24 protein-coding genes and 2 pseudogenes are annotated in these 17,096 nt (G+C 58.1%); 9 read left to right on the top strand and 17 right to left on the bottom strand.

From position 1 onward, the window contains the following. Positions 1-226: 226 nt before the first annotated feature. From HWX91_RS25630 to HWX91_RS25565, 14 genes are all read right to left on the bottom strand, one after another. Positions 227-487, bottom strand: a complete 261-nt coding sequence (locus HWX91_RS25630) for a hypothetical protein (protein WP_028195620.1) — start codon at positions 485-487, stop codon at positions 227-229. A gap of 65 nt (positions 488-552) precedes the next feature. Next, entirely contained in the window at positions 553-846 is a 294-nt protein-coding gene (locus HWX91_RS25625) for a hypothetical protein (protein WP_028195621.1), read from the bottom strand. A gap of 14 nt (positions 847-860) precedes the next feature. After that, a complete protein-coding gene (locus HWX91_RS25620) occupies positions 861-1,094 on the bottom strand; it encodes a hypothetical protein (protein ID WP_028195622.1) in 234 nt (77 codons plus the stop codon). A gap of 141 nt (positions 1,095-1,235) precedes the next feature. Continuing rightward, positions 1,236-1,679: a hypothetical protein gene (locus tag HWX91_RS25615; protein ID WP_028195623.1), complete on the bottom strand. Its 444-nt coding sequence runs from the start codon at positions 1,677-1,679 to the stop codon at positions 1,236-1,238. Continuing rightward, positions 1,679-1,924: a hypothetical protein gene (locus tag HWX91_RS25610; protein WP_028195624.1), complete on the bottom strand. Its 246-nt coding sequence runs from the start codon at positions 1,922-1,924 to the stop codon at positions 1,679-1,681. The genes HWX91_RS25615 and HWX91_RS25610 overlap by 1 nt, the downstream gene beginning before the upstream one ends. 199 nt (positions 1,925-2,123) lie before the next feature. After that, the gene (locus tag HWX91_RS25605; RefSeq protein ID WP_028195625.1) at positions 2,124-2,504 is read right to left on the bottom strand and encodes a hypothetical protein; all 381 of its coding nucleotides are present in this window, start codon (positions 2,502-2,504) and stop codon (positions 2,124-2,126) included. A gap of 186 nt (positions 2,505-2,690) precedes the next feature. Continuing rightward, positions 2,691-2,969, bottom strand: a complete 279-nt coding sequence (locus HWX91_RS25600) for a hypothetical protein (RefSeq protein WP_127837856.1) — start codon at positions 2,967-2,969, stop codon at positions 2,691-2,693. Between the two features lie 41 nt (positions 2,970-3,010). Next, entirely contained in the window at positions 3,011-3,313 is a 303-nt protein-coding gene (locus tag HWX91_RS25595; protein WP_028195626.1) for a hypothetical protein, read from the bottom strand. A 15-nt stretch (positions 3,314-3,328) separates the two neighbouring features. Next, positions 3,329-3,733, bottom strand: a complete 405-nt coding sequence (locus HWX91_RS25590) for a hypothetical protein (RefSeq protein WP_028195627.1) — start codon at positions 3,731-3,733, stop codon at positions 3,329-3,331. Positions 3,734-3,778: 45 nt separating this feature from the next. Continuing rightward, positions 3,779-3,961, bottom strand: a complete 183-nt coding sequence (locus HWX91_RS25585) for a hypothetical protein (RefSeq protein WP_028195628.1) — start codon at positions 3,959-3,961, stop codon at positions 3,779-3,781. A 631-nt stretch (positions 3,962-4,592) separates the two neighbouring features. After that, positions 4,593-5,306, bottom strand: a complete 714-nt coding sequence (locus HWX91_RS25580; protein ID WP_028195629.1) for a hypothetical protein — start codon at positions 5,304-5,306, stop codon at positions 4,593-4,595. 619 nt (positions 5,307-5,925) lie between these two features. Beyond that, positions 5,926-6,384, bottom strand: coding sequence for a hypothetical protein (locus tag HWX91_RS25575; RefSeq protein WP_052660688.1), 459 nt, complete (start codon positions 6,382-6,384; stop codon positions 5,926-5,928). A 3-nt stretch (positions 6,385-6,387) separates the two neighbouring features. Next, positions 6,388-6,657, bottom strand: coding sequence for a hypothetical protein (locus tag HWX91_RS25570; protein ID WP_127837855.1), 270 nt, complete (start codon positions 6,655-6,657; stop codon positions 6,388-6,390). A 16-nt stretch (positions 6,658-6,673) separates the two neighbouring features. Next, a complete protein-coding gene (locus HWX91_RS25565) occupies positions 6,674-6,916 on the bottom strand; it encodes a helix-turn-helix domain-containing protein (protein ID WP_028195631.1) in 243 nt (80 codons plus the stop codon). 293 nt (positions 6,917-7,209) lie between these two features. Between HWX91_RS25565 and HWX91_RS25560 the strand changes: the two genes are divergently transcribed. From HWX91_RS25560 to HWX91_RS25530, 7 genes and pseudogenes are all read left to right on the top strand, one after another. After that, on the top strand, positions 7,210-7,752 hold the full coding sequence (locus HWX91_RS25560) for a hypothetical protein (protein WP_028195632.1): 543 nt from the start codon (positions 7,210-7,212) through the stop codon (positions 7,750-7,752). A 161-nt stretch (positions 7,753-7,913) separates the two neighbouring features. Continuing rightward, positions 7,914-8,489 (top strand): annotated as a pseudogene (locus tag HWX91_RS25555) (IS5 family transposase); the annotation flags it as partial. 577 nt (positions 8,490-9,066) lie between these two features. After that, on the top strand, positions 9,067-9,834 hold the full coding sequence (locus tag HWX91_RS25550) for a reverse transcriptase N-terminal domain-containing protein (protein WP_081833008.1): 768 nt from the start codon (positions 9,067-9,069) through the stop codon (positions 9,832-9,834). Between the two features lie 115 nt (positions 9,835-9,949). Then, positions 9,950-10,132 (top strand): hypothetical protein, encoded by a 183-nt coding sequence (locus HWX91_RS25545; protein WP_102857292.1) that lies wholly within the window; start codon positions 9,950-9,952, stop codon positions 10,130-10,132. Continuing rightward, entirely contained in the window at positions 10,129-11,847 is a 1,719-nt protein-coding gene (locus HWX91_RS25540) for a recombinase family protein (RefSeq protein WP_042274456.1), read from the top strand. The genes HWX91_RS25545 and HWX91_RS25540 overlap by 4 nt, the downstream gene beginning before the upstream one ends. Continuing rightward, positions 11,828-12,547, top strand: a complete 720-nt coding sequence (locus HWX91_RS25535) for a group II intron maturase-specific domain-containing protein (RefSeq protein WP_052660689.1) — start codon at positions 11,828-11,830, stop codon at positions 12,545-12,547. Before HWX91_RS25540 ends, HWX91_RS25535 begins: the two co-directional genes overlap by 20 nt. A 111-nt stretch (positions 12,548-12,658) precedes the next feature. After that, positions 12,659-13,099 (top strand): annotated as a pseudogene (locus HWX91_RS25530) (IS5/IS1182 family transposase); the annotation flags it as partial. 417 nt (positions 13,100-13,516) lie between these two features. Here HWX91_RS25530 and HWX91_RS25525 read toward each other — a convergent pair. The 3 genes from HWX91_RS25525 to HWX91_RS25515 all read right to left on the bottom strand — a co-directional run bounded on the left by HWX91_RS25525 (position 13,517) and on the right by HWX91_RS25515 (position 15,142). Beyond that, positions 13,517-14,137 (bottom strand): hypothetical protein, encoded by a 621-nt coding sequence (locus HWX91_RS25525; RefSeq protein ID WP_028195633.1) that lies wholly within the window; start codon positions 14,135-14,137, stop codon positions 13,517-13,519. 201 nt (positions 14,138-14,338) lie between these two features. Then, positions 14,339-14,638, bottom strand: a complete 300-nt coding sequence (locus HWX91_RS25520) for a hypothetical protein (protein WP_028195634.1) — start codon at positions 14,636-14,638, stop codon at positions 14,339-14,341. Between the two features lie 117 nt (positions 14,639-14,755). Further along, entirely contained in the window at positions 14,756-15,142 is a 387-nt protein-coding gene (locus HWX91_RS25515; RefSeq protein WP_028195635.1) for a hypothetical protein, read from the bottom strand. A gap of 547 nt (positions 15,143-15,689) precedes the next feature. On the opposite strand from HWX91_RS25515, the gene HWX91_RS25510 reads away from it, so the two are divergent. Next, positions 15,690-16,661 (top strand): hypothetical protein, encoded by a 972-nt coding sequence (locus HWX91_RS25510; RefSeq protein WP_052660690.1) that lies wholly within the window; start codon positions 15,690-15,692, stop codon positions 16,659-16,661. 5 nt (positions 16,662-16,666) lie between these two features. Beyond that, on the top strand, positions 16,667-16,939 hold the full coding sequence (locus HWX91_RS25505; RefSeq protein WP_028195636.1) for a hypothetical protein: 273 nt from the start codon (positions 16,667-16,669) through the stop codon (positions 16,937-16,939). Positions 16,940-17,096: the final 157 nt, after the last annotated feature.

Here is a 17,096-nt window from a genome sequence, read left to right as displayed (position 1 = left end):
CCGTGGCGAGGCGCCTCGGCGATCGTTGGGACCGTCCCGGTTATCCCGGCGGCGTCTGGAGCTCGGCGGCACGACACGGATACAACCGTATACGGCCTCAAGGAGCAAAGTTTCACATGCAAGTCAAACTATTTGTCCCGGCACCTTTGTCTTGACCCCGACGCTCGTTTCCCAGCCTCAATCCCCTCAAACCTTCCCCGGCCCTCTTCCGACCCGCTTCGGCACGTCAAGCGACAGGGTTGTTGTCCCGAGACAGACGGTCGAAACGCCTGCGCGCCTGCGCTATGCGAAAGCGGTCGAGGACTGTCTTAGGGTGCCCATGGCCGAAGGAATAGGACACTCGCTCCTTGCCCTCGGAATCGAGATAGGTGCTGCGGCTAATCTCGATCTGGACGCGCTCTCTGCGCGACCCGGCCGTGAGGGAGATCCAGAGCGAGGCCAAGGCGATAGCAAGCCCGAGCATGGATATAATCATCGTCAAGTTCATTTCTTTCCTATGCGTCGCCGTTGCATTTGAGTACATTCCAGAGACCCCTAAAAGGAGCGGTCCCTTCAACTTTTATCGCCACGCTGTACGCAACTTTTGGCTGGGTAACCTATAAGGCCGTCGCGGTCGTACGCTTTGGCTTCGGGAGTCCACGCATCAATGTCGCCGGATACCATGCCGAACGCCAACTCATAGGTGCCATGAATAAGCATGACCGAACCGCCTTTGTACTTTGACCCTGGGAACGTCCAGCGCGCCTCATGGACACCAGGTCCACCCACCGTCTCGAATGTGAATCGAAGCTCCGGTTCGGGTCGTGCGGCCAAGACAATATCCCTGAAATCTCGGATTGAGATCATGCTTTTCCAGTCGTTCAACTCGCGCGGAGCGTTCGACCCTTGAGCCACGCCGAAACAACGCACCCCAAGCCGATAACTCCAACGATGACCTCAAACCACGGATGCACCATATCCCCGATGGATTCGTAGGGCGCGCCGGCCGGCGTCGGGACGTAGGAAAAGTGCATCCCGATTGCGCCCGCAACCAGGCCTAGACCGAGAACAAATTGCAGCGCGTGAAATCGAAGAACGAAAGCGAGTGTCTTCATAAAGTGTTTTTCCTATCGCTTGCCCAGCTTACCGATCAGCAGGCCAAGGCCGAATGCGAGCGCCATCACGGCCGCCGTGATCGCCGCGGCGATCAGTACGAAATGCAATCGTTCTACGGATAGCATGGCTCTGTTCCGTCCTCAGTTCGGCCGGGCTTGGCGTGGCTCTTTCGCCAGCGCGGCGCGGTACATCAGCCAGACGACCACTGCGTAAGCAAGAATCACCGGGCCGAGCCAGTAGTTTTGCCCCATTAAACCGCGCTGGATCGTCCCGTTCACAATCGGATACCCCGCCGCCCACAGTGCCCACGTCACGACCACATCGAACGCAAGTCCGCCCATTACGGCGAACATATACCGATTCGCCCTGGTGGACCACCTGGTACCGGGCTCGGATATGCCGAGCAGCAGAAATGAAACGGCGAAGCCCGCGACGAAGCACGCGAGTCCGTGAATCTCTGCGGCGATGGCGCCGCCGTTCCAGTACGGAGCAAGGACGAACAGCCCGACCGTCTCAGCCACAGACAGCCCGGCCAGCACCAACCACATTCGGGAAGCAATCCGCTTTGATACCGGGCGCAGCATTACGAATCCTGCCGAGTCTGCGGGACACAACTCATCTGTAGCATCGCCCACGTCATCACGACTGCGAGCATTACCCCGGCAGCATGGTCGAGCACCCTGGCGGAAATGTCCCCATCGAGCGCGCCCGCGAAAAATATCGCGATGCCAACCAAGGCAATAGCGAGTTCACGCCGCTCCTTCCGCTGCGCCGGCTTGACCGTCTTCTCGAAGTGCATGCGCTTCGAGTACGCAAAATCTTCGTTCATGGCTTTCCTATTCGTGGTCTCGAAGGTCCGACAAGGACTCTTCGAGAGTATCCGCAGCATCGAAGTGCAACTGAACGTTGGCGTCATCTAATGGCTCGCCAGAGGGCATCTTGCGCGATTCGGCCGAGTCGCGAAGCAAGTTAATCGCCGCACGCAGTGCGAGTGCTGAGGTCAATTTAGACATGGTTCACTTTACCGATTAGCGGTTCAAGTCGTCACCGACACGCGTATCAACCCACGGCTCGCCGATAGCCGAATCGGCCCTTAGGTCGTCTGTAAGGCGCATGCTGAAAGGATTGTGCGCCGCAAAGTCGGTCTCAAGCGGCACCCGCTTCGCGGGGGCCTCAGGAGAGGCCGGCAGCCCACGAACTGCCGGGCTCGCGAAGAAAGCGACTACCGGGAATTCCAGCATCGTCACGACGAAATCCATCATGGACGGAGCCAGATAAAAATGAGCCCAGACCGGGCGAAGGGCTTCCTTCACCAGGGCGGCGACAAGCAGTGCCGCGGCGGCAACGATGACCCGGACCAGGAGTGGAGCGCGGCGTAGACGGCAGTGGTAGAGAACCAGCTTTTTCATATGGCTATGTTGTACTTGATTGTTGGACAGCGGGCTCTGCTTTTCCTTCAGTTTGATCGCTGCCCGCTACCTCCGTGCAGGCACGTCTGCCCATATGGACACACGGCCCTCGATGAATCTCTCACCCACTTCGCATCCATCTCGACGTAAGCAAGCCCGAGCCCCGGAACATTCTTGGCATTCTCGTCACCGATATGCCTCGAGGGGATCGGCATGGCTAACATACGTGTGCGCGCCGTAATACGCGAAGCCGCAGCGCAGTATCCAAACCCCACGCTTCGGATACACCTCGATCGCGTCGTGCTTGCACGCCGCATTGTGTAGTTCCTGCAGGCGCGCGACATCGACATTGCCAAGGTCAGTCGCCAGAAAGCGAGGATAGACCGGGGCATTAACCAGCCACACGCGCTCGGCGGTGGCCGACAGGCCTGCAACTAGCAAAGCCGCAAGCAGCACCGTTTTCAAGGTCCGCACCGTCATACGCAGACTTCCGTTTTTTTACAGTCCTAATCGGCGGTCACTGCCGGACCGCTTACCGGCTCAATCCAAATCTCTTCGCCGTGCCTGGCCTCGCTCCGCGCAAGGGCATCCGGGGTGCCAACCGGCGGCTCGATCGGCCCCACGAAAAACTCGCCGGGAAACCAACACCGCTGGCTCGCAGGGCCCTCCTTGATTATTCGCTCGGTGCCACGCGTACCGATCATCACCAAGCTCGGCAGCACAGCACCACGCTTGTAGTACCAGTAGTAGCCGTCCCTTGCCGGGACGCCTTCGATGCGCGGCTGCTGACCTTCCGACGAATGATTCATAGCGTCTTTTCCGACCTAAAAAAGCTGCACACGGCGATTGTCCGCAATGTACGTGAGCATTTGCAGGAACGCCTGTCCCAATCGCACCTCGACCAATTCGGCTCCCTTGCGAAACCGAATCTCGTCCAGCACCCGAAACGAAGTAGTCGTAGACTCGTCGGCTCCAGCTAAAAGGCGAGCTTGTCGAAGAAGGCCAGCGAGGACGACTTCCGCACCGTTCAAAAGGATCTGCTGCACATCCGGTTCTTCGAGTTCTTCCGGCTCCAACTCCGATTTAACCGCTGCCGCGAGCGTAGCCATTGAGACGTTGATCAACTCGCCGGACGCCGCCGCTGGGCTCGCGCTCAGCATTGCCGAGACAAAACGTTGCTCTACGGCGCTCAATGCAAGGTCTTCTGAGAAAATTGAAAGCGCGGTCATTTGAAGAGTTTCCTTGCTATGCGGCCGGAGCCGCTTTTCCGATGGTCAGCCGCGCGGCGAGGGAAGGCGCGAAACGGACATCATTGCCACCAAGCCCACAACGATTGAGACGGCGCCGAGTTCCATGACGGACGTGAAGCCTTCGCACAACGCCAGTGCGAACATGACGGTACTCGCTCCAAGTCCGCCGCCGATCACCAAACCGCTTTTGAAAGTCCTTTTCATCATCCTCTTCCTGCTTTCCAAGGCGCTACACCGGTGCCGGACTTGACTTTGCCTCGCGGCTGCGATCGCCGGCTTCCCAACGAGCCAGATGCTCCTCACACTCGCTGCAAACACCTACGGCAGCCGCGTAATCGACTCGTAGCCACCAACATCCGCACTCGCAAGCTTGATAATCGTGGCAACCGCAGCCGATGCAGTGCGCCACACCTGATACCTGACGGAATTTCATGTCAACGCTTCCTTATGACGATGAATTGAGCCTACGGAACACAACAACATTCGCCCCGGCTTTCACGTCGCCGAGCCTCGATGCCTCATCGCCGTAAATCGCTCTAAGACGCGCCCTGATGGCTTGTTCTGAGATGTCGCTCGGCGCCCCCGCTACGCGGGGACGACGACCGACAACACGGGCAGCACCATGATCATCGACTTCTACGATGTCACCGGGCTCTTCAGCACTTGCGGCAACCGCCCGTTCAATGACACCTCCGAACGGCGACTTCCAGTTGCGTGACGTCGGCGCCGGCGCCGACTCGCTAGACCCGAGTTTAATCACGCCGCTCGCTTCGCGCCCGCGAATGAGTCGCTTTTGCCAGTTCAACGTCGAATCCATATTCCGGTCTCTTCCGAAAAATTAGCTGGCAAAAAAGCGACGGAAGATTCCGCGTGTTTTCACCTCCGCGCCTGGCGCGAACTCCCGGCGCACCAGTTTCCCCTCCGCAAGTCGCGACCCGTACACGTGGCCAGCCAGCTCGACCTCGAGCGCAGAAAGGAGATCCCGATGCTCAGGCGCGAAGTCCTCCCGATCAAGCGATCGGGTTACGCCAGCCCAAAGACAATTGTAAAAACCTTCCCTCTCCGCTGCGGCAAGATCGGGACCATTGAGGACCGCTCGTACCTTTTGCGCCAGCGCGCGCGTATCGACACTATCGACCGATTCCAGACGATTCGCGAGGTAACGAAGGGATGAAGCCTCCCCTAACCTCCTACCGTCGCGCGGACCTCTCAATTCGGATTCGGCCTGATCCATATCCCGCGTCAGCCGAGACAAGGCGTGAGTAGCGGGCAGTTGATGAGATGGGAGCATCCTCTCCACCGGAAAGCGGCAAACCCCGTGCTCGTCATATAGTGAATCCGACAACCACCGAACGTCGCCTATGAAGAGCATCAAACGTTCCGCCGCGGAATATGAGCGGCCGCTCGATCCCATTTCAATTTCCATCGCATCTCGCGCACGACGTGCGGCATCACGTGATACCCCGTGAGGGTCGGCATAGGTGAGAGCCAGTGACGTGTCCATCAATGCCTGCACAGTGCATAAGGCGAAAGCGGTGGTCAACTCGTGCATGTGCGTTCCGTGGTTATTCGGCGAGAGGCAGGCCGAAGTGAAACTTGTTCCTCGCGGGAAGAAGCTTGCCGTACTCGAGCTGCCTAGCTGCGTCAGGTTTAGCTTGTTACGGTCCGGCCCCAAGCTAATGCAGCGCTGCCGGTACGACAACCCCAACGCCGTTCGGCGCGCGACTCAACCGGGCGACTTGGGCCGGCTCGTCGCCGACTTTGAAACTCATATGCTGAGATCCGTCTTTCCAGAAGAACCGAAATTCGGCCCCTTCGGGAAGGGTGCTCAGGATCATTAGAACAGCGGCCTTGAGGTCTTCTCTCACGATACTTCTCTCTCACAGCGTGCGACGCCGGCCGCAACCTTGGACGGGACATTTTTCTCCCGACTTGAGCGCCTGATAGAACTTGCATTCAGTCTTCTCGGGGCACGTCACGGGAGGCGGCAACGTAGGTTTCCACGGCTTCTTGTCCGAAGGCATCACATTTTCCTTACTTCTACGACTCCAGCGAGAAGGTACGCGCTGGATATTTGGCTTCTCGAAGATTCAATTCCTCTCGAGCAACCCGCTCCGGTTTCCCAGCGCCAATACAGTTTCTGTGTCATCTCGCTATCTCGTACATCCAGCTCACTTTGTGCGCGCTGCGCGCATAGCGTTGGCCTTGTTCACACCGACACGGAAAACCGCCATCGAATTGTGGAACAGTGGTACATCGGTAATGCGCTCGTAGAACTCGCCTTTGCCCGACACAACGCCGCACGGCACCTTGCAACGCTTGGTTGCAAACTCCTGGTAACCAAACTCGCTACCCCAGCGCCGCTGCTGCGCGGCACTCAACTCGTTCCACCGCACGTACAGCGAATCGCTGTAACCGTCGGGCAGATCGCAAATCCGTATCCATGCCGGATTATTTGCGCACCAGTCCGCAGACTGCTGAAGAACCTGCTCGAACGTGCACGTCTCGGCCACCGACGTTCGCACGTCGAATCCCCCCTTTATCTGCACAGGATCGACCACCCTGCCGTCCGGTGACTGGAAGAAAAACTCGTTTGGCCCAGCGCGTAGCGCATCTGCAATGGCTTTCACTTTTTATTCCTTTGCTGAGACACCCGGTGGAGGCAACGGCGCAACGGGTTTGCAGCAATGCGTAGGGTATGCCTCGTCATTGTCGTTAAGCTTGTCACCGCGCACATAGCGCCACTCGCCTAAGTCCTCATCATCGGCGATCGCAAGCCGGGGAGCGGCCCATGTGGCTTCCCATAGCCACAGCACCACCCCGGCCCACCAACATTCGCCTGCACAGAATTCTTCCCACTCGCCCTCAGGCTGAGCAGTTGTCGGCGTGCTCGATTCAGTCACGATACTTTTCCGTGTGTCAACGAGTTCCGATTATAGTATCACCATGATACTTTAAAAGGAGCTTCGTGTACTTCTTTGCTAATCCTTCTTTGTGCACCAACAAGAGCCCTACCAGCATTCGTGCGGTCTGCTCCGTAATAACCTGCGTGCCCGTAGCGATGCGCTTTATGCTCACTTCTGACAGACCGAGCGCTGCGGCGGACTGAGCGTGGGTCCATCCCAGATCCGCCTGGATTTCCTTGAACTGTTCGGGGGTCACGGCCTACCTCAAAATATCACGATCCAGTGGTATCATGATGATACGCAGTAGTGCCGCAAAAAACCACCGTCCTACGTATCATAGTGATAACGGCAGACCGTGCAAATCCTTGAGGTGACTGGACGGCTACGCTGACACCGGAACCCAACTTCCTATGGCACGTCAGAACGCGCGCGATTCTCTGCCTGTTATGGGGCGGTCTTTCGCTTGAGCTAAACCCAACCGCCTTAGCCCGAGGATCGGGTGTTCCTCTGGAAAATTTCAAAGCGCAAGCAACTTGACTGAGACCCATCTTGACTCAGGAAACATTTCTCGCCGCCGTGACAGCGCTCGCTGAGCGCCTGCAGGCACTCGTGCCTCGGGTTAAAGCTCTTGGGCTACCGTGTGCGCTGGCCACAATGGCGGTACCGGGCGGGCAAATCTTGTCGCTCCATGTTGCGCACACCATCGAGGATCTGGCAACGACCGTGGTCGCGGGCCGGCTTGGAGCGCACTTTTCCCGGCAAGCCCCTGATCAATTTGGGCAGTCGGTCAACCGTATGACGCTTCTCGCCGACGCCGATAGCGATACGACCGCATCTTCCTTGCCGGTGGAACAGATCGACACCATTCTCGCGTCTGCTGTCCCCCAGCTTCCCGCCCCCGCCATCTACATATACCGAGGCGTAAATCAGCTGCTCACCAAGCGTCATACGCTCAGTCGGCATTTCGCTTCAGGTGACCTCGCAGCGTTTTCAGCCCATGTCGCTGTGATGATGGGGCTCACGCTAGAAAAAAGCGATCCCATTCACTTTTCCGCGATGCGCGACGAAGTTGAGAGACAACTTGCTGGGTGACCGCCGGGCTCCGCTTCGTGAGTCTCGGCCATCGAACAACACAGATTGCCCTAAGACATTCGTCTGATCGATAAGATGACGCCTTAGGGATTCGCTGATCAATTGACTGCTTCTACAAGATGCATGCATGCTGAAGGCAACGCGAACATAACACTACGGACATGAACCAACGCAGCTTTGCGAGCAGCGAGTACGCGATGAAGAAGAAGCAAACACGGCGCGAGAAGTTTCTTGGCGAGATGGAGCGCATCGTGCCGTGGCCTCGCCTGATTGCGGTAATCGAGCCGCTGTACCCGAAGAGCGGACGCGTGGGCCGACAGCCCATCGGGGTGCCGAGGATGCTGCGCATGTACTGTCTGCAGCAGTGGTACGGCTTGGCCGACGAGGCGCTGGAGGACGCGTTGTACGACAGCCAGGCGTTGCGCGACTTCGTGGGCATCGACTTGTCGCGCGAGCCGGTGCCTGATGCCACGACGCTGCTGAAATTCCGCCGTCTGTTGCAGGACAACGACCTTACGCGGGCTCTGTTTGACGAGATCAACGCACACTTGGCCGAACAAGGTTTGCTGGTGCGTGCAGGCACCATCGTTGATGCGACGATCATCGCCGCGCCCAGTTCGACGAAGAATGCCCAGAACACGCGCGATCCCGAGATGCATCAAACAAAGAAGGGTAACCAGTGGCACTTTGGCATGAAGGCGCACGTGCGACCTGAAAGTCGCTTGAATTTCTGTTCGACGCAACGTGATCCGTTGTGATCGAACCGGCTGTTCCATCAGCCGTTTCCTACCCAGACATGCGGGGCCGGCAACGGCCCGGTGTGAAGCTCTGGGAACAATGTAACCACCGATAATCATCGGTACGCAGACCCGCGAGGGAAAGCGAAATCTGCCAGCACAAGGGCGGTGAGGGACTAGGAATGAGCGGTAACGACCAACATAAGTGAACCTCTATAAACGTCGTCATCATTGACAAGCCAAATGTGCTGACAGGCTTGAGCCAAAATGGCAAGCGGCAAGGTATGGCCTCTGTGTGCTGGGCCATCATGGACATTGCGCCGCCGGCGGATAGGAGGGGCCCGCCCCGCTCTGAAATTCTTGCGGAACAGGGTAAGCCCGTAGTGCTGCCGGCGACGGCAGGCGAACCGCAAGGAACGCTGTTGGTGCTACGGGTAAAGGATTGCGGAAAAAGCGAACGCCCTCCTGTAATGGGATGGATACCGGCTGCACGATGGCCGGACGCGAAAGCGGGCAGACTTCCGTATGGTCATTCATGGCGAGAGAACTTGATTAATCGTTATACGAGGGAAAGCAGATGACGGCAATCGACGGTACTGCGCAAGCAGCGTCGCTCGGCGCTGGTGCACCCTCGCGCCCCACCAGGATGTGGAGTCAGGCTGATTGGCCTCGCATCAAGGACGAGGTGAAACGACTCCAGGCACGTATCGCTCAGGCAACCAAGGAAGGCAGATGGGGCAAAGTAGGTGCCTTGCAACGTCTGCTGACCCGTTCGCATAGCGGCAAGATGCTAGCCGTGAAACGAGTGACAGAGAATCGCGGCAAGAGAACGCCGGGCGTTGACGGCAAGATTTGGCCAACTCCGGCGGCCAAATGGAAAGGGATGGAGGCGATGCAACACCACGGCTATCGTGCGTTGCCGCTTCGACGTATTTACATCCCAAAGAGCAACGGCAAGAAGCGTCCGTTAGGAATTCCCCGCATGCTATGCAGAGCCATGCAGGCGCTATGGAAGCTCGCGTTGGAGCCCATTGCGGAGAGCTTGGCGGATCCAAACTCGTATGGGTTTCGGCCCAAACGTTCGACTGCCGACGCCATTGAATGTTGTTTTACCACGCTGGCTAAGCGCAAGTCACCAGAATGGGTTTTAGAGGGAGACATCCGTGGCTGTTTCGATAATTTTAGCCACGACTGGATCCTCAAACATATACCAATGGATAAGGTGGTCCTGCGGCGATGGCTTAAGGCCGGGTTTATCGACAAAGGCACCTTGTTCGCGACTGAGGCGGGAACTCCGCAAGGGGGCATCATAACGCCACCAACAACAGAGCAAACTGCCGGATAAAATTGGGTCTGCGCATTTCAAGGGAGTGCCTGGCGCCGTGGTCCAGAAGCTGTTCCAAGGTAGATGTGGACCTCGTCCTTGAGACGGTCGCTCCCGCTGACAGGAAGGTGCAGCGATGACCCGAGGACGTAAAAAATGGCGCGTACGTCTGGCCTTTGAGCCGAACCGCTACGCCCAGGAACAGTTGCAAAAGGCGTACGAACAGATCAGTCCGATCGAAGCACGCGCAACGGCACAGCCGTCCGCTACGCGGCGCGCAGCGGCCAGGAAGGCGACCGTCAAGCGAGGTGGACGATGAGCAAAGCTGCGATGGTTGCGCTCTATGCGCGGGTATCCTCCGAACAGCAGAACAAACGCGGCACCATTGAAAGCCAGATCGCTGCACTGAGGGAGCGTATTTCGGCTGACGGGGCGCAGATCGTCGACGACATGTGTTTCGTTGACGCTGGCGTGAGCGGCGCGACACTGATCAGGCCACAGCTGGAGCGACTCAGGGACTGTGCCGCGCTCGGTGCGATCGATCATCTGTACATCCTGTCACCGGACCGGCTGGCGCGCAAATATGCGCACCAGGCGCTGCTGATGGAAGAGTTCACGGCCTGTGGCATCCAGGTGGTGTTCCTCAATCACGCAATCGGTACGACGCCGGAAGAGTCGCTGCTATTGCAGATGCAGGGCATGATCGCAGAATACGAGCGGGCGAAGATCGCCGAGCGTCACCGTCGTGGCAAGCTTCACGGCGCAAAACGCGGCAGCGTCAATGTACTGTCCGGGGCCCCCTACGGCTACCGCTACATTCGCCGGCAGCTCGACGGTACGCCGGCCCGGTACGTTATCGAACTGCCCCAGGCAGCGACGGTCCGGGCGATCTTCCAGTGGGTGGGGATGGACCGCCTGAGCATAGGGGAAGTGGTACGCCGACTGACCGAGTCGGGTACTGTGACGGCATCGGGCAAGCCATACTGGGACCGCAGCGTGGTATGGGGAATATTGCGCAATCCGGCTTACATGGGGCGGGCCGCATTCGGCAAGACGCAGTCGCGCGATCACCTGCAGCTACGCGTGCGCGCTCAGCGCCATAGTGCCGACGTGCCCAGAAAGCCATACTCGACAACACGCACGGACCCGCAGGACTGGATCGAGATTCCAGTGCCGGCCATCGTCAGCGAGGCGCTGTTCCAGTCGGCTCAGGAACAGCTTGCCGAGAACCGCAAGCTGGCACGCTGGAGACGCGAAAGTGCGCCGCTACGCCTGCTGCAAGGGCTAACCGTCTGCGGCCATTGCCGTTACGCCTATTACGCAAAGAAAGTGAGCAAGGCTGCGGCTAAGGGGCATCAGCGGGACTACGCCTACTACCGCTGCGTTGGAACCGATGCCTATCGTTTCGGCGGTCAGCGTATCTGTGACAATCAGCAGGTACGAACGGACCGGCTCGACGATCTGGTATGGCAACAGGTCGTGGAGTTACTCAGGCACCCGGAACGACTGAAGAACGAATATGAGCGTCGACTGGATATGATGGAGCGCAATGAAAAGAGTGGCTTCGACACGAGCAACCTTGAAAAGCAGCGGCTGCAGCTGGAAAAGGGCAAGTCCCGGCTGATCGACAGCTATGCAGACGGCATCATCGATAAAACCGACTTCGAACCGAAGATGCATCAATTGAAGAACCGGCTTGAGCAGATTGACCAGCAGATCCTTGAGTCCAGGCAGCAAGGGGTCGTGCAAAGCGAGTTGTTTCTGGTCATCAACCGACTCGAGGAATTTGCAGGCGCCGTCACCGAAAAACTGGATACGATTGACCTTGAAACGAAGCGCAGGATCGTGTTGGATCTGGTCAAGCGTGTCGAAATCCACAAAGATGAAATCGTCGTTGTGTTCAGGATCGATCCACAGCCGAGGGCTTTCGCGAGCGAAAATTTGAATGATTCAGACGACGGAGTGAAAAGTATGCAACATTGTACGAGGCGTAATCTCGCCCGTCATCGCAAACATGACGTTGGACGGACTTGAAGCGGCAGTAGATGCCAGCGTAGGGCCGACGCCACGCGCGCGCCGAAAAGTCAAAGTCAACGTCAATCGGTATGCTGACGACTTCGTCGTAACCGGAGTATCGAAAGAGATTCTGGAACAAAACGTACTCCCTGCGATCAAGCAGTTCCTGATCGTTCGGGGTCTGGAACTCTCGGACGAGAAAACCAGAGTCACTCACATCGCCGACGGGTTCGATTTCCTCGGGCAGAATGTACGCAAGTACGGCGGTAAGCTGCTCATCAAACCGGCCAACAAGAGCGCGAAGGCCCTGTTGGAAAAGGTTAGGGAAATCGTGAAGCAGAACAGAAGCGCCACACAGACGAATCTTATTTTACAACTCAACCCTGTGATTCGAGGTTGGGCCATGTACCACCGCCATGTGGTTTCCAAGTCTTGCTTTACGTCGATAGATGCTCACATTTGGCGCCTCTTATGGACATGGGCCATGCGTCGGCATCCCAATAAAGGCGCAGGATGGGTGAAGAACAGATACTTCCGGGTAGAGGGAAATCGTACTTGGGCATTTACGGCGCGGACTAACGACCGCGGAGTAATTCGGTTGTTCCGAGCCACGATGATTTCAATTGTTCGCCACGTGAAGATACGTGGGCAGGCAAATCCCTTTGATCCTGCGTGGTCGTCTTACTTTGCTCGTCGCGAAGCCGCGATCGATGATTGATTGCTCGGTCCTACTATCGGGGCTGACGAATGGCTTGAGCCGGATGCGGGGTGACTCGCACGTCCGGTTCTTAGGGGGCGGTGGCGCAGCAATGCGCTGCTGCTACCCGACGTTGGTGTGGATGCCGAGTCGGGCCTCGTGCATACGGTCATCGGCACGGCGGCCAACGTCGCTGACGTGACACAAGCCGGCGCCTTGCTGCATGGGCAGGAGACGGTTGCCTTTGGCGATGCCGGCTACCAGGGCGTGGACAAACGCGAAGAAGCGCTGGGGCCGCAATGGCACGTGGCGATGAAGCCTGGCAAGCGCAAGCAGCTCAACCCTGAGTTCAGGTGGGCGCGGTTGCTGGAGCAGGCCGAGCAATTGAAGGCCAGCGTGCGGGCCAAGGTCGAGCATCCGTTTCATGTCGTCAAGAACCTGTTCCGTCACCGGAAGACGCGCTATAAGGGGCTGGCCAGGAACGAGGCGCAACTGTTCAGCCTGTTCGGCCTGGCCAACATCGTGATCGCCAAGAGGCGGTTGCTGTGCATCGAAACCCGAGGTGCGTCCTGAAGGTGCAGATCTTCGCAAAAAACGCCTTCGAAGGCCTGCCTAAACACCCAACTCAGCAGTCACGGCACCCATCTCCCGATTCTCGCGTCGGTTCGCACGTCAACCATGCAGCCGATGCACATTGTTCAGCCCGTCCTTAGCGCAATCACGCTCCTGGCCACCGGTTGTTTTAGCCGGAACGTCACTGGTAATTCGCGATATTGATCAACAGCACGTCTGGCAATCAGCCGAAAAAACTCCAAAGCATACGGACGAAAAAAATCCCACTGGCTCCCCGAAGGGACGGCAGTGGGCATGGGTTGCAAGTTGATAGATTGGCGAGGGTTTAAAGGTACTTTTTCCCACGCTGACACTTCCTTTCAGAGCATCTCATCGAACGAGTTTCAGTGCGATGGCTACATGCCCAGCAAAAGCAGGTCACCGACCTTCCGCCTCGGACTCTTCGGACGATATGCCGAAATGCGCCGCCAGGGCCGCGATCGACTGGGCCTCGCACTCGACAGAAACGTCCGTATGCTTGACGTAAGCCCGGAAGAAGAACTCGGCATCTGTAACGACAAGGACGTCGCAGTCGGTGCGGACCGAGTTTTCTTCGCCCGCTTCCTCCGCATCGTCAGGATTGACCTCCGGATCGTACTGGAGAAAGTCAGCGCGATAGTCGAAGCGCTCGACCTTGTATAGGTCGTTCGCCTTAACCACCCCTGATAGCTTGACGATATTCCTGGCTGATTCCTCACTCACCTGAAATACCGCTATGCCAGGCGTGTTATCCAGGTCTCCGCCGCCACGTACCTCGACGCGGTAGACCTTCGGTTCTTTCGTCGACAGCGCTTGCACAACGTCCGCTCCTTCTGCGACTTTGAAGCCGACCGGAGGCGTTCCCAACAGAGCGGTAGCTTCGGGGAGCCATGCCGACAAGATCGGATTGCCCTCCGCATTTGCGATGCGGACGCGCTCGATGGCGTGCCGAAGACACTGCTCGAGCTGCGCCTGGTTTGCGGTATGCGCCGAGGCCTTTCCTTCCGTGTTGCTATTCATGCTTCACTCCTTGATGCCCTGTGGGCGGTTGAAAAGGAGCGAGCGTCAACGCTCGGATGAGAAAGCTCATCGAAGCAGTCAAGGCTATCTGTGAACGTTGGGAGAATTCCTTGCCGGGAAATAGAAGACCGCCGCATCCGCGTGGAGCGGATGGGCGGCTAGTGAGTTACACGTGTTGAAAATTTCCTGGAGGCGACAAAATCACGCCTCAGATTTGCATTTTCCCCAGTCGTCGACCAAGCCGTTGCAGAGAAACGCAGTCGTTTCACCGGACGCTCGGACACTCAGGAAAGAGTTATCCGAGAATGCGAAAATCGCACCGGAGAAAGTGTTCATGATGTTGGGTTTAATGCCGAACATCGCTTTCACCTTTTCGAAAAGCCCAAGCTGCTTCGGACGATACGTCTTTTGATGAATCGCCTCACGCTTGAGTTGCCCCCATGTGGCATCTTTAAAGGCCGTTGCCTTGCAACTCGTGACTTTGGATTTTTGCCTTCCCATTCGCTTCTCCATAAATCTTGCGAGAAGCGTCCCCAGCGGGGAAGCGTCCCCGCGAGGGTTAAAAGTTGCTTTGTTGCACGCTGACAGGTCCTTTCAGGGCATCTCAGCGAACAGATTTCAGGTCGCGTTGCCTACGCCCATCTCCGCACGCACTGCATTGCGTGCTTCGCGGGCATGCTGCTTGACGAACGCGTAGGCTTCCTCGACTGTCCAATCGTCACCTACCGACTGGGCCGCGATGAGCGTAATCGCTTTGAGAAGACCATCTCGCTGGCGCTCGGCGACTTCCCGGCGTTTTGCGATCCACTCGATCAACGAAATCTGATCTCGCTTCCAATCGACTTCGTCGTGCAAATAGCCGAAGCGCTCGCAGAGTAACCGGTGGAAGTTCTTGAATTCATGATCCACTGGGCCCAGGCCGGAAAAAACCTGCTGATCCGGCTGAACTCCCGTTGGCTGATCCGTTACGGTCTCAGGCAGTTTCCGATTGATATCGCTGTTCATGATTTACTCCTTTGTCCCGCTACGCGGTGATTGAAAAGGAGCGAGCTATAACGCTCGGATGAGCAGCACTCATCGCAGCGTTTGCGGCATCAAGGGACTTTCGAAGCGCTCCAGACAGGAGGCATGGCGGCGCGTGGCCAGTGAAAACGTTGCCGACTGAACGGCTTGCGTCATTCTAGCGCACACGAAACCGGAACGGCAACACGGCCGCCGTGCGCCTCTTGCAATGCGCGCCCGAGCCGTGGTAATTTGCGTTTCAGCCGTTCAATCGGCATCACCTGCACCGAACTGACTTTTCGCCTTCCGTCCTGAGCGCCCGCCCAGGATTCGCGTTTTCTCCAGTCAGCACCATTCCCGCACTCATCAATTCCACGTCCTAGCCGTCTAGGCCGTAGGTCCTTTTTCGCCTCTCGACTCGACTTGCATTCCGACTTTCGCATCGGACCATGTCGTAACGAGGCGCTCGCATGTCCTGTCAAGGCCACGCCTTCACCGGGCATCGCCCTCTCCCTTTACAACCGCCCATCCGGGCAAAACGGAGAAAACCATGAAAGACACTCAGCAGGAAACGAACGACCTCTTCGGCGCCATCCTCGACGCGCAGCTCGCATTCAGCACGGAAGTCTCTTTCGGCGGCTCGAAGAGCCTGATGACCGCAGTCAAGGCCAAGTCGCGCGACCTCTGGCAGGTGCCGGTCGAACTCATCCAGGAACTGCCGAATTTCAACGTTCGCGTCCACGACGATGCCTACGACCAGCACATCGACTTCCTCGCGCAGTCGATGGTCGAGAACGGCTTCTACCAGGACAAGCCGCTCGCTGGTTACGTGGCCAACGTTGACGGGAAAAACGTCGTCTACGTGACCGACGGCTACAGCAGACTCAAGGCGATTCCGCGGGCAAACAAGCTCGGCGCCAGCATCACCACGGTGCCGATGGTCTTCAAGTCCGCGGCAACGTCGCTCGAGGATCTGACGATCGCGCTCGTGACGTCGAACGAGGGCAAGCCTCTCACGCCGTTCGAGAAAGGCATCGTCTGCAAGCGGCTCGAAGGCTACGGCATGGAACGCCCGGAGATCGCGAAGCGCCTGAAGATCTCGACGGTCTACGTCGGTCAGTTGCTGACGTTGATGGGTGCGCCGAACGAGATCCGCAAGCTCGTCCAGGCCGGCAAGCTGTCCGCTGAGAATGCCCTTGCCGCCATGAAGAAGCACGGCGCCCAGGCAGTCGAGGTGCTCCGAACCGCAAACGCACAGGCTGCGGCATCGGGCCAGAAACGCATCACGGAAAAGAGCCTTCCGGGCGCGCAGCTCGCGAAGGTGATCAAGAAGCAAGCTCCCGTCATGGCCGAAACGCTGCGCAACGTGAAGGCCGATCCCGGCTTCTCCGCGCTGGCGCCGGCGCTTCGCGAGAAGCTCGAAGCGCTGCTCGGCACGCTCGATGTGAGCGAGAAGGGCGCGCCCGAAGCACCGGACGCTGCAGCTGCTCAGGATGAAGCGACCTTGGCAACGGCGGAGTGACGATCATGGGCATGTTCTTCGACGAAGCCGCTGGCGACCGTTTGATCGGGCTGGACGATGGCGTCAAAGGCGCTCTGGCCGTTCAACGGGCTGGCAGCCAGTTCATCGAAATCTGGTGCGAGGAGGGCGAAACGCGCTACGGGAGTGTGCCGGCCAGCTTCACGGTCGAGGACATCAACCACGTACTGCGCTTCTATCACACCGGCGTCGAGGCTGGCATTGCCGAGGGCGAACTCAAGAAACAGATCGAGGTCCGCCGTGTCCTTGGTCTTCTCTAAAGGAACCTTTGTACCCTCTTTCCCCCCTGTCGTCCGCCCCTCCCCGGGGAGCGGCACAGGGGCTTTTTTTCGGCCGATTTAGCCCAGGCGAATGCCTTGCCTAAGCCGGTTGGCGCCGTGGCCGGCGGCGCGTATGGAGAACCGACAACCCACCCAG

Source organism: Paraburkholderia fungorum, assembly GCF_902833645.1.
In the GTDB taxonomy this organism is placed as follows: Bacteria; Pseudomonadota; Gammaproteobacteria; order Burkholderiales; family Burkholderiaceae; genus Paraburkholderia; species Paraburkholderia fungorum.
Note: the sequence above shows the minus strand (reverse complement) of the source record. Positions and strands in the feature narration are given on the sequence as shown.

What these genes read in the sequence shown, in the direction of transcription:
- HWX91_RS25630 (WP_028195620.1), bottom strand. Translation starts at nt 487, where the DNA reads ATGAACTTGACGATGATTATATCCATGCTCGGGCTTGCTATCGCCTTG.
- HWX91_RS25625 (WP_028195621.1), bottom strand. Translation starts at nt 846, where the DNA reads ATGATCTCAATCCGAGATTTCAGGGATATTGTCTTGGCCGCACGACCC.
- HWX91_RS25620 (WP_028195622.1), bottom strand. Translation starts at nt 1,094, where the DNA reads ATGAAGACACTCGCTTTCGTTCTTCGATTTCACGCGCTGCAATTTGTT.
- HWX91_RS25615 (WP_028195623.1), bottom strand. Translation starts at nt 1,679, where the DNA reads ATGCTGCGCCCGGTATCAAAGCGGATTGCTTCCCGAATGTGGTTGGTG.
- HWX91_RS25610 (WP_028195624.1), bottom strand. Translation starts at nt 1,924, where the DNA reads ATGAACGAAGATTTTGCGTACTCGAAGCGCATGCACTTCGAGAAGACG.
- HWX91_RS25605 (WP_028195625.1), bottom strand. Translation starts at nt 2,504, where the DNA reads ATGAAAAAGCTGGTTCTCTACCACTGCCGTCTACGCCGCGCTCCACTC.
- HWX91_RS25595 (WP_028195626.1), bottom strand. Translation starts at nt 3,313, where the DNA reads ATGAATCATTCGTCGGAAGGTCAGCAGCCGCGCATCGAAGGCGTCCCG.
- HWX91_RS25590 (WP_028195627.1), bottom strand. Translation starts at nt 3,733, where the DNA reads ATGACCGCGCTTTCAATTTTCTCAGAAGACCTTGCATTGAGCGCCGTA.
- HWX91_RS25585 (WP_028195628.1), bottom strand. Translation starts at nt 3,961, where the DNA reads ATGATGAAAAGGACTTTCAAAAGCGGTTTGGTGATCGGCGGCGGACTT.
- HWX91_RS25580 (WP_028195629.1), bottom strand. Translation starts at nt 5,306, where the DNA reads ATGCACGAGTTGACCACCGCTTTCGCCTTATGCACTGTGCAGGCATTG.
- HWX91_RS25550 (WP_081833008.1), top strand. Translation starts at nt 9,067, where the DNA reads ATGACGGCAATCGACGGTACTGCGCAAGCAGCGTCGCTCGGCGCTGGT.
- HWX91_RS25545 (WP_102857292.1), top strand. Translation starts at nt 9,950, where the DNA reads ATGACCCGAGGACGTAAAAAATGGCGCGTACGTCTGGCCTTTGAGCCG.
- HWX91_RS25540 (WP_042274456.1), top strand. Translation starts at nt 10,129, where the DNA reads ATGAGCAAAGCTGCGATGGTTGCGCTCTATGCGCGGGTATCCTCCGAA.
- HWX91_RS25535 (WP_052660689.1), top strand. Translation starts at nt 11,828, where the DNA reads ATGACGTTGGACGGACTTGAAGCGGCAGTAGATGCCAGCGTAGGGCCG.
- HWX91_RS25525 (WP_028195633.1), bottom strand. Translation starts at nt 14,137, where the DNA reads ATGAATAGCAACACGGAAGGAAAGGCCTCGGCGCATACCGCAAACCAG.
- HWX91_RS25520 (WP_028195634.1), bottom strand. Translation starts at nt 14,638, where the DNA reads ATGGGAAGGCAAAAATCCAAAGTCACGAGTTGCAAGGCAACGGCCTTT.
- HWX91_RS25515 (WP_028195635.1), bottom strand. Translation starts at nt 15,142, where the DNA reads ATGAACAGCGATATCAATCGGAAACTGCCTGAGACCGTAACGGATCAG.
- HWX91_RS25510 (WP_052660690.1), top strand. Translation starts at nt 15,690, where the DNA reads ATGAAAGACACTCAGCAGGAAACGAACGACCTCTTCGGCGCCATCCTC.
- HWX91_RS25505 (WP_028195636.1), top strand. Translation starts at nt 16,667, where the DNA reads ATGGGCATGTTCTTCGACGAAGCCGCTGGCGACCGTTTGATCGGGCTG.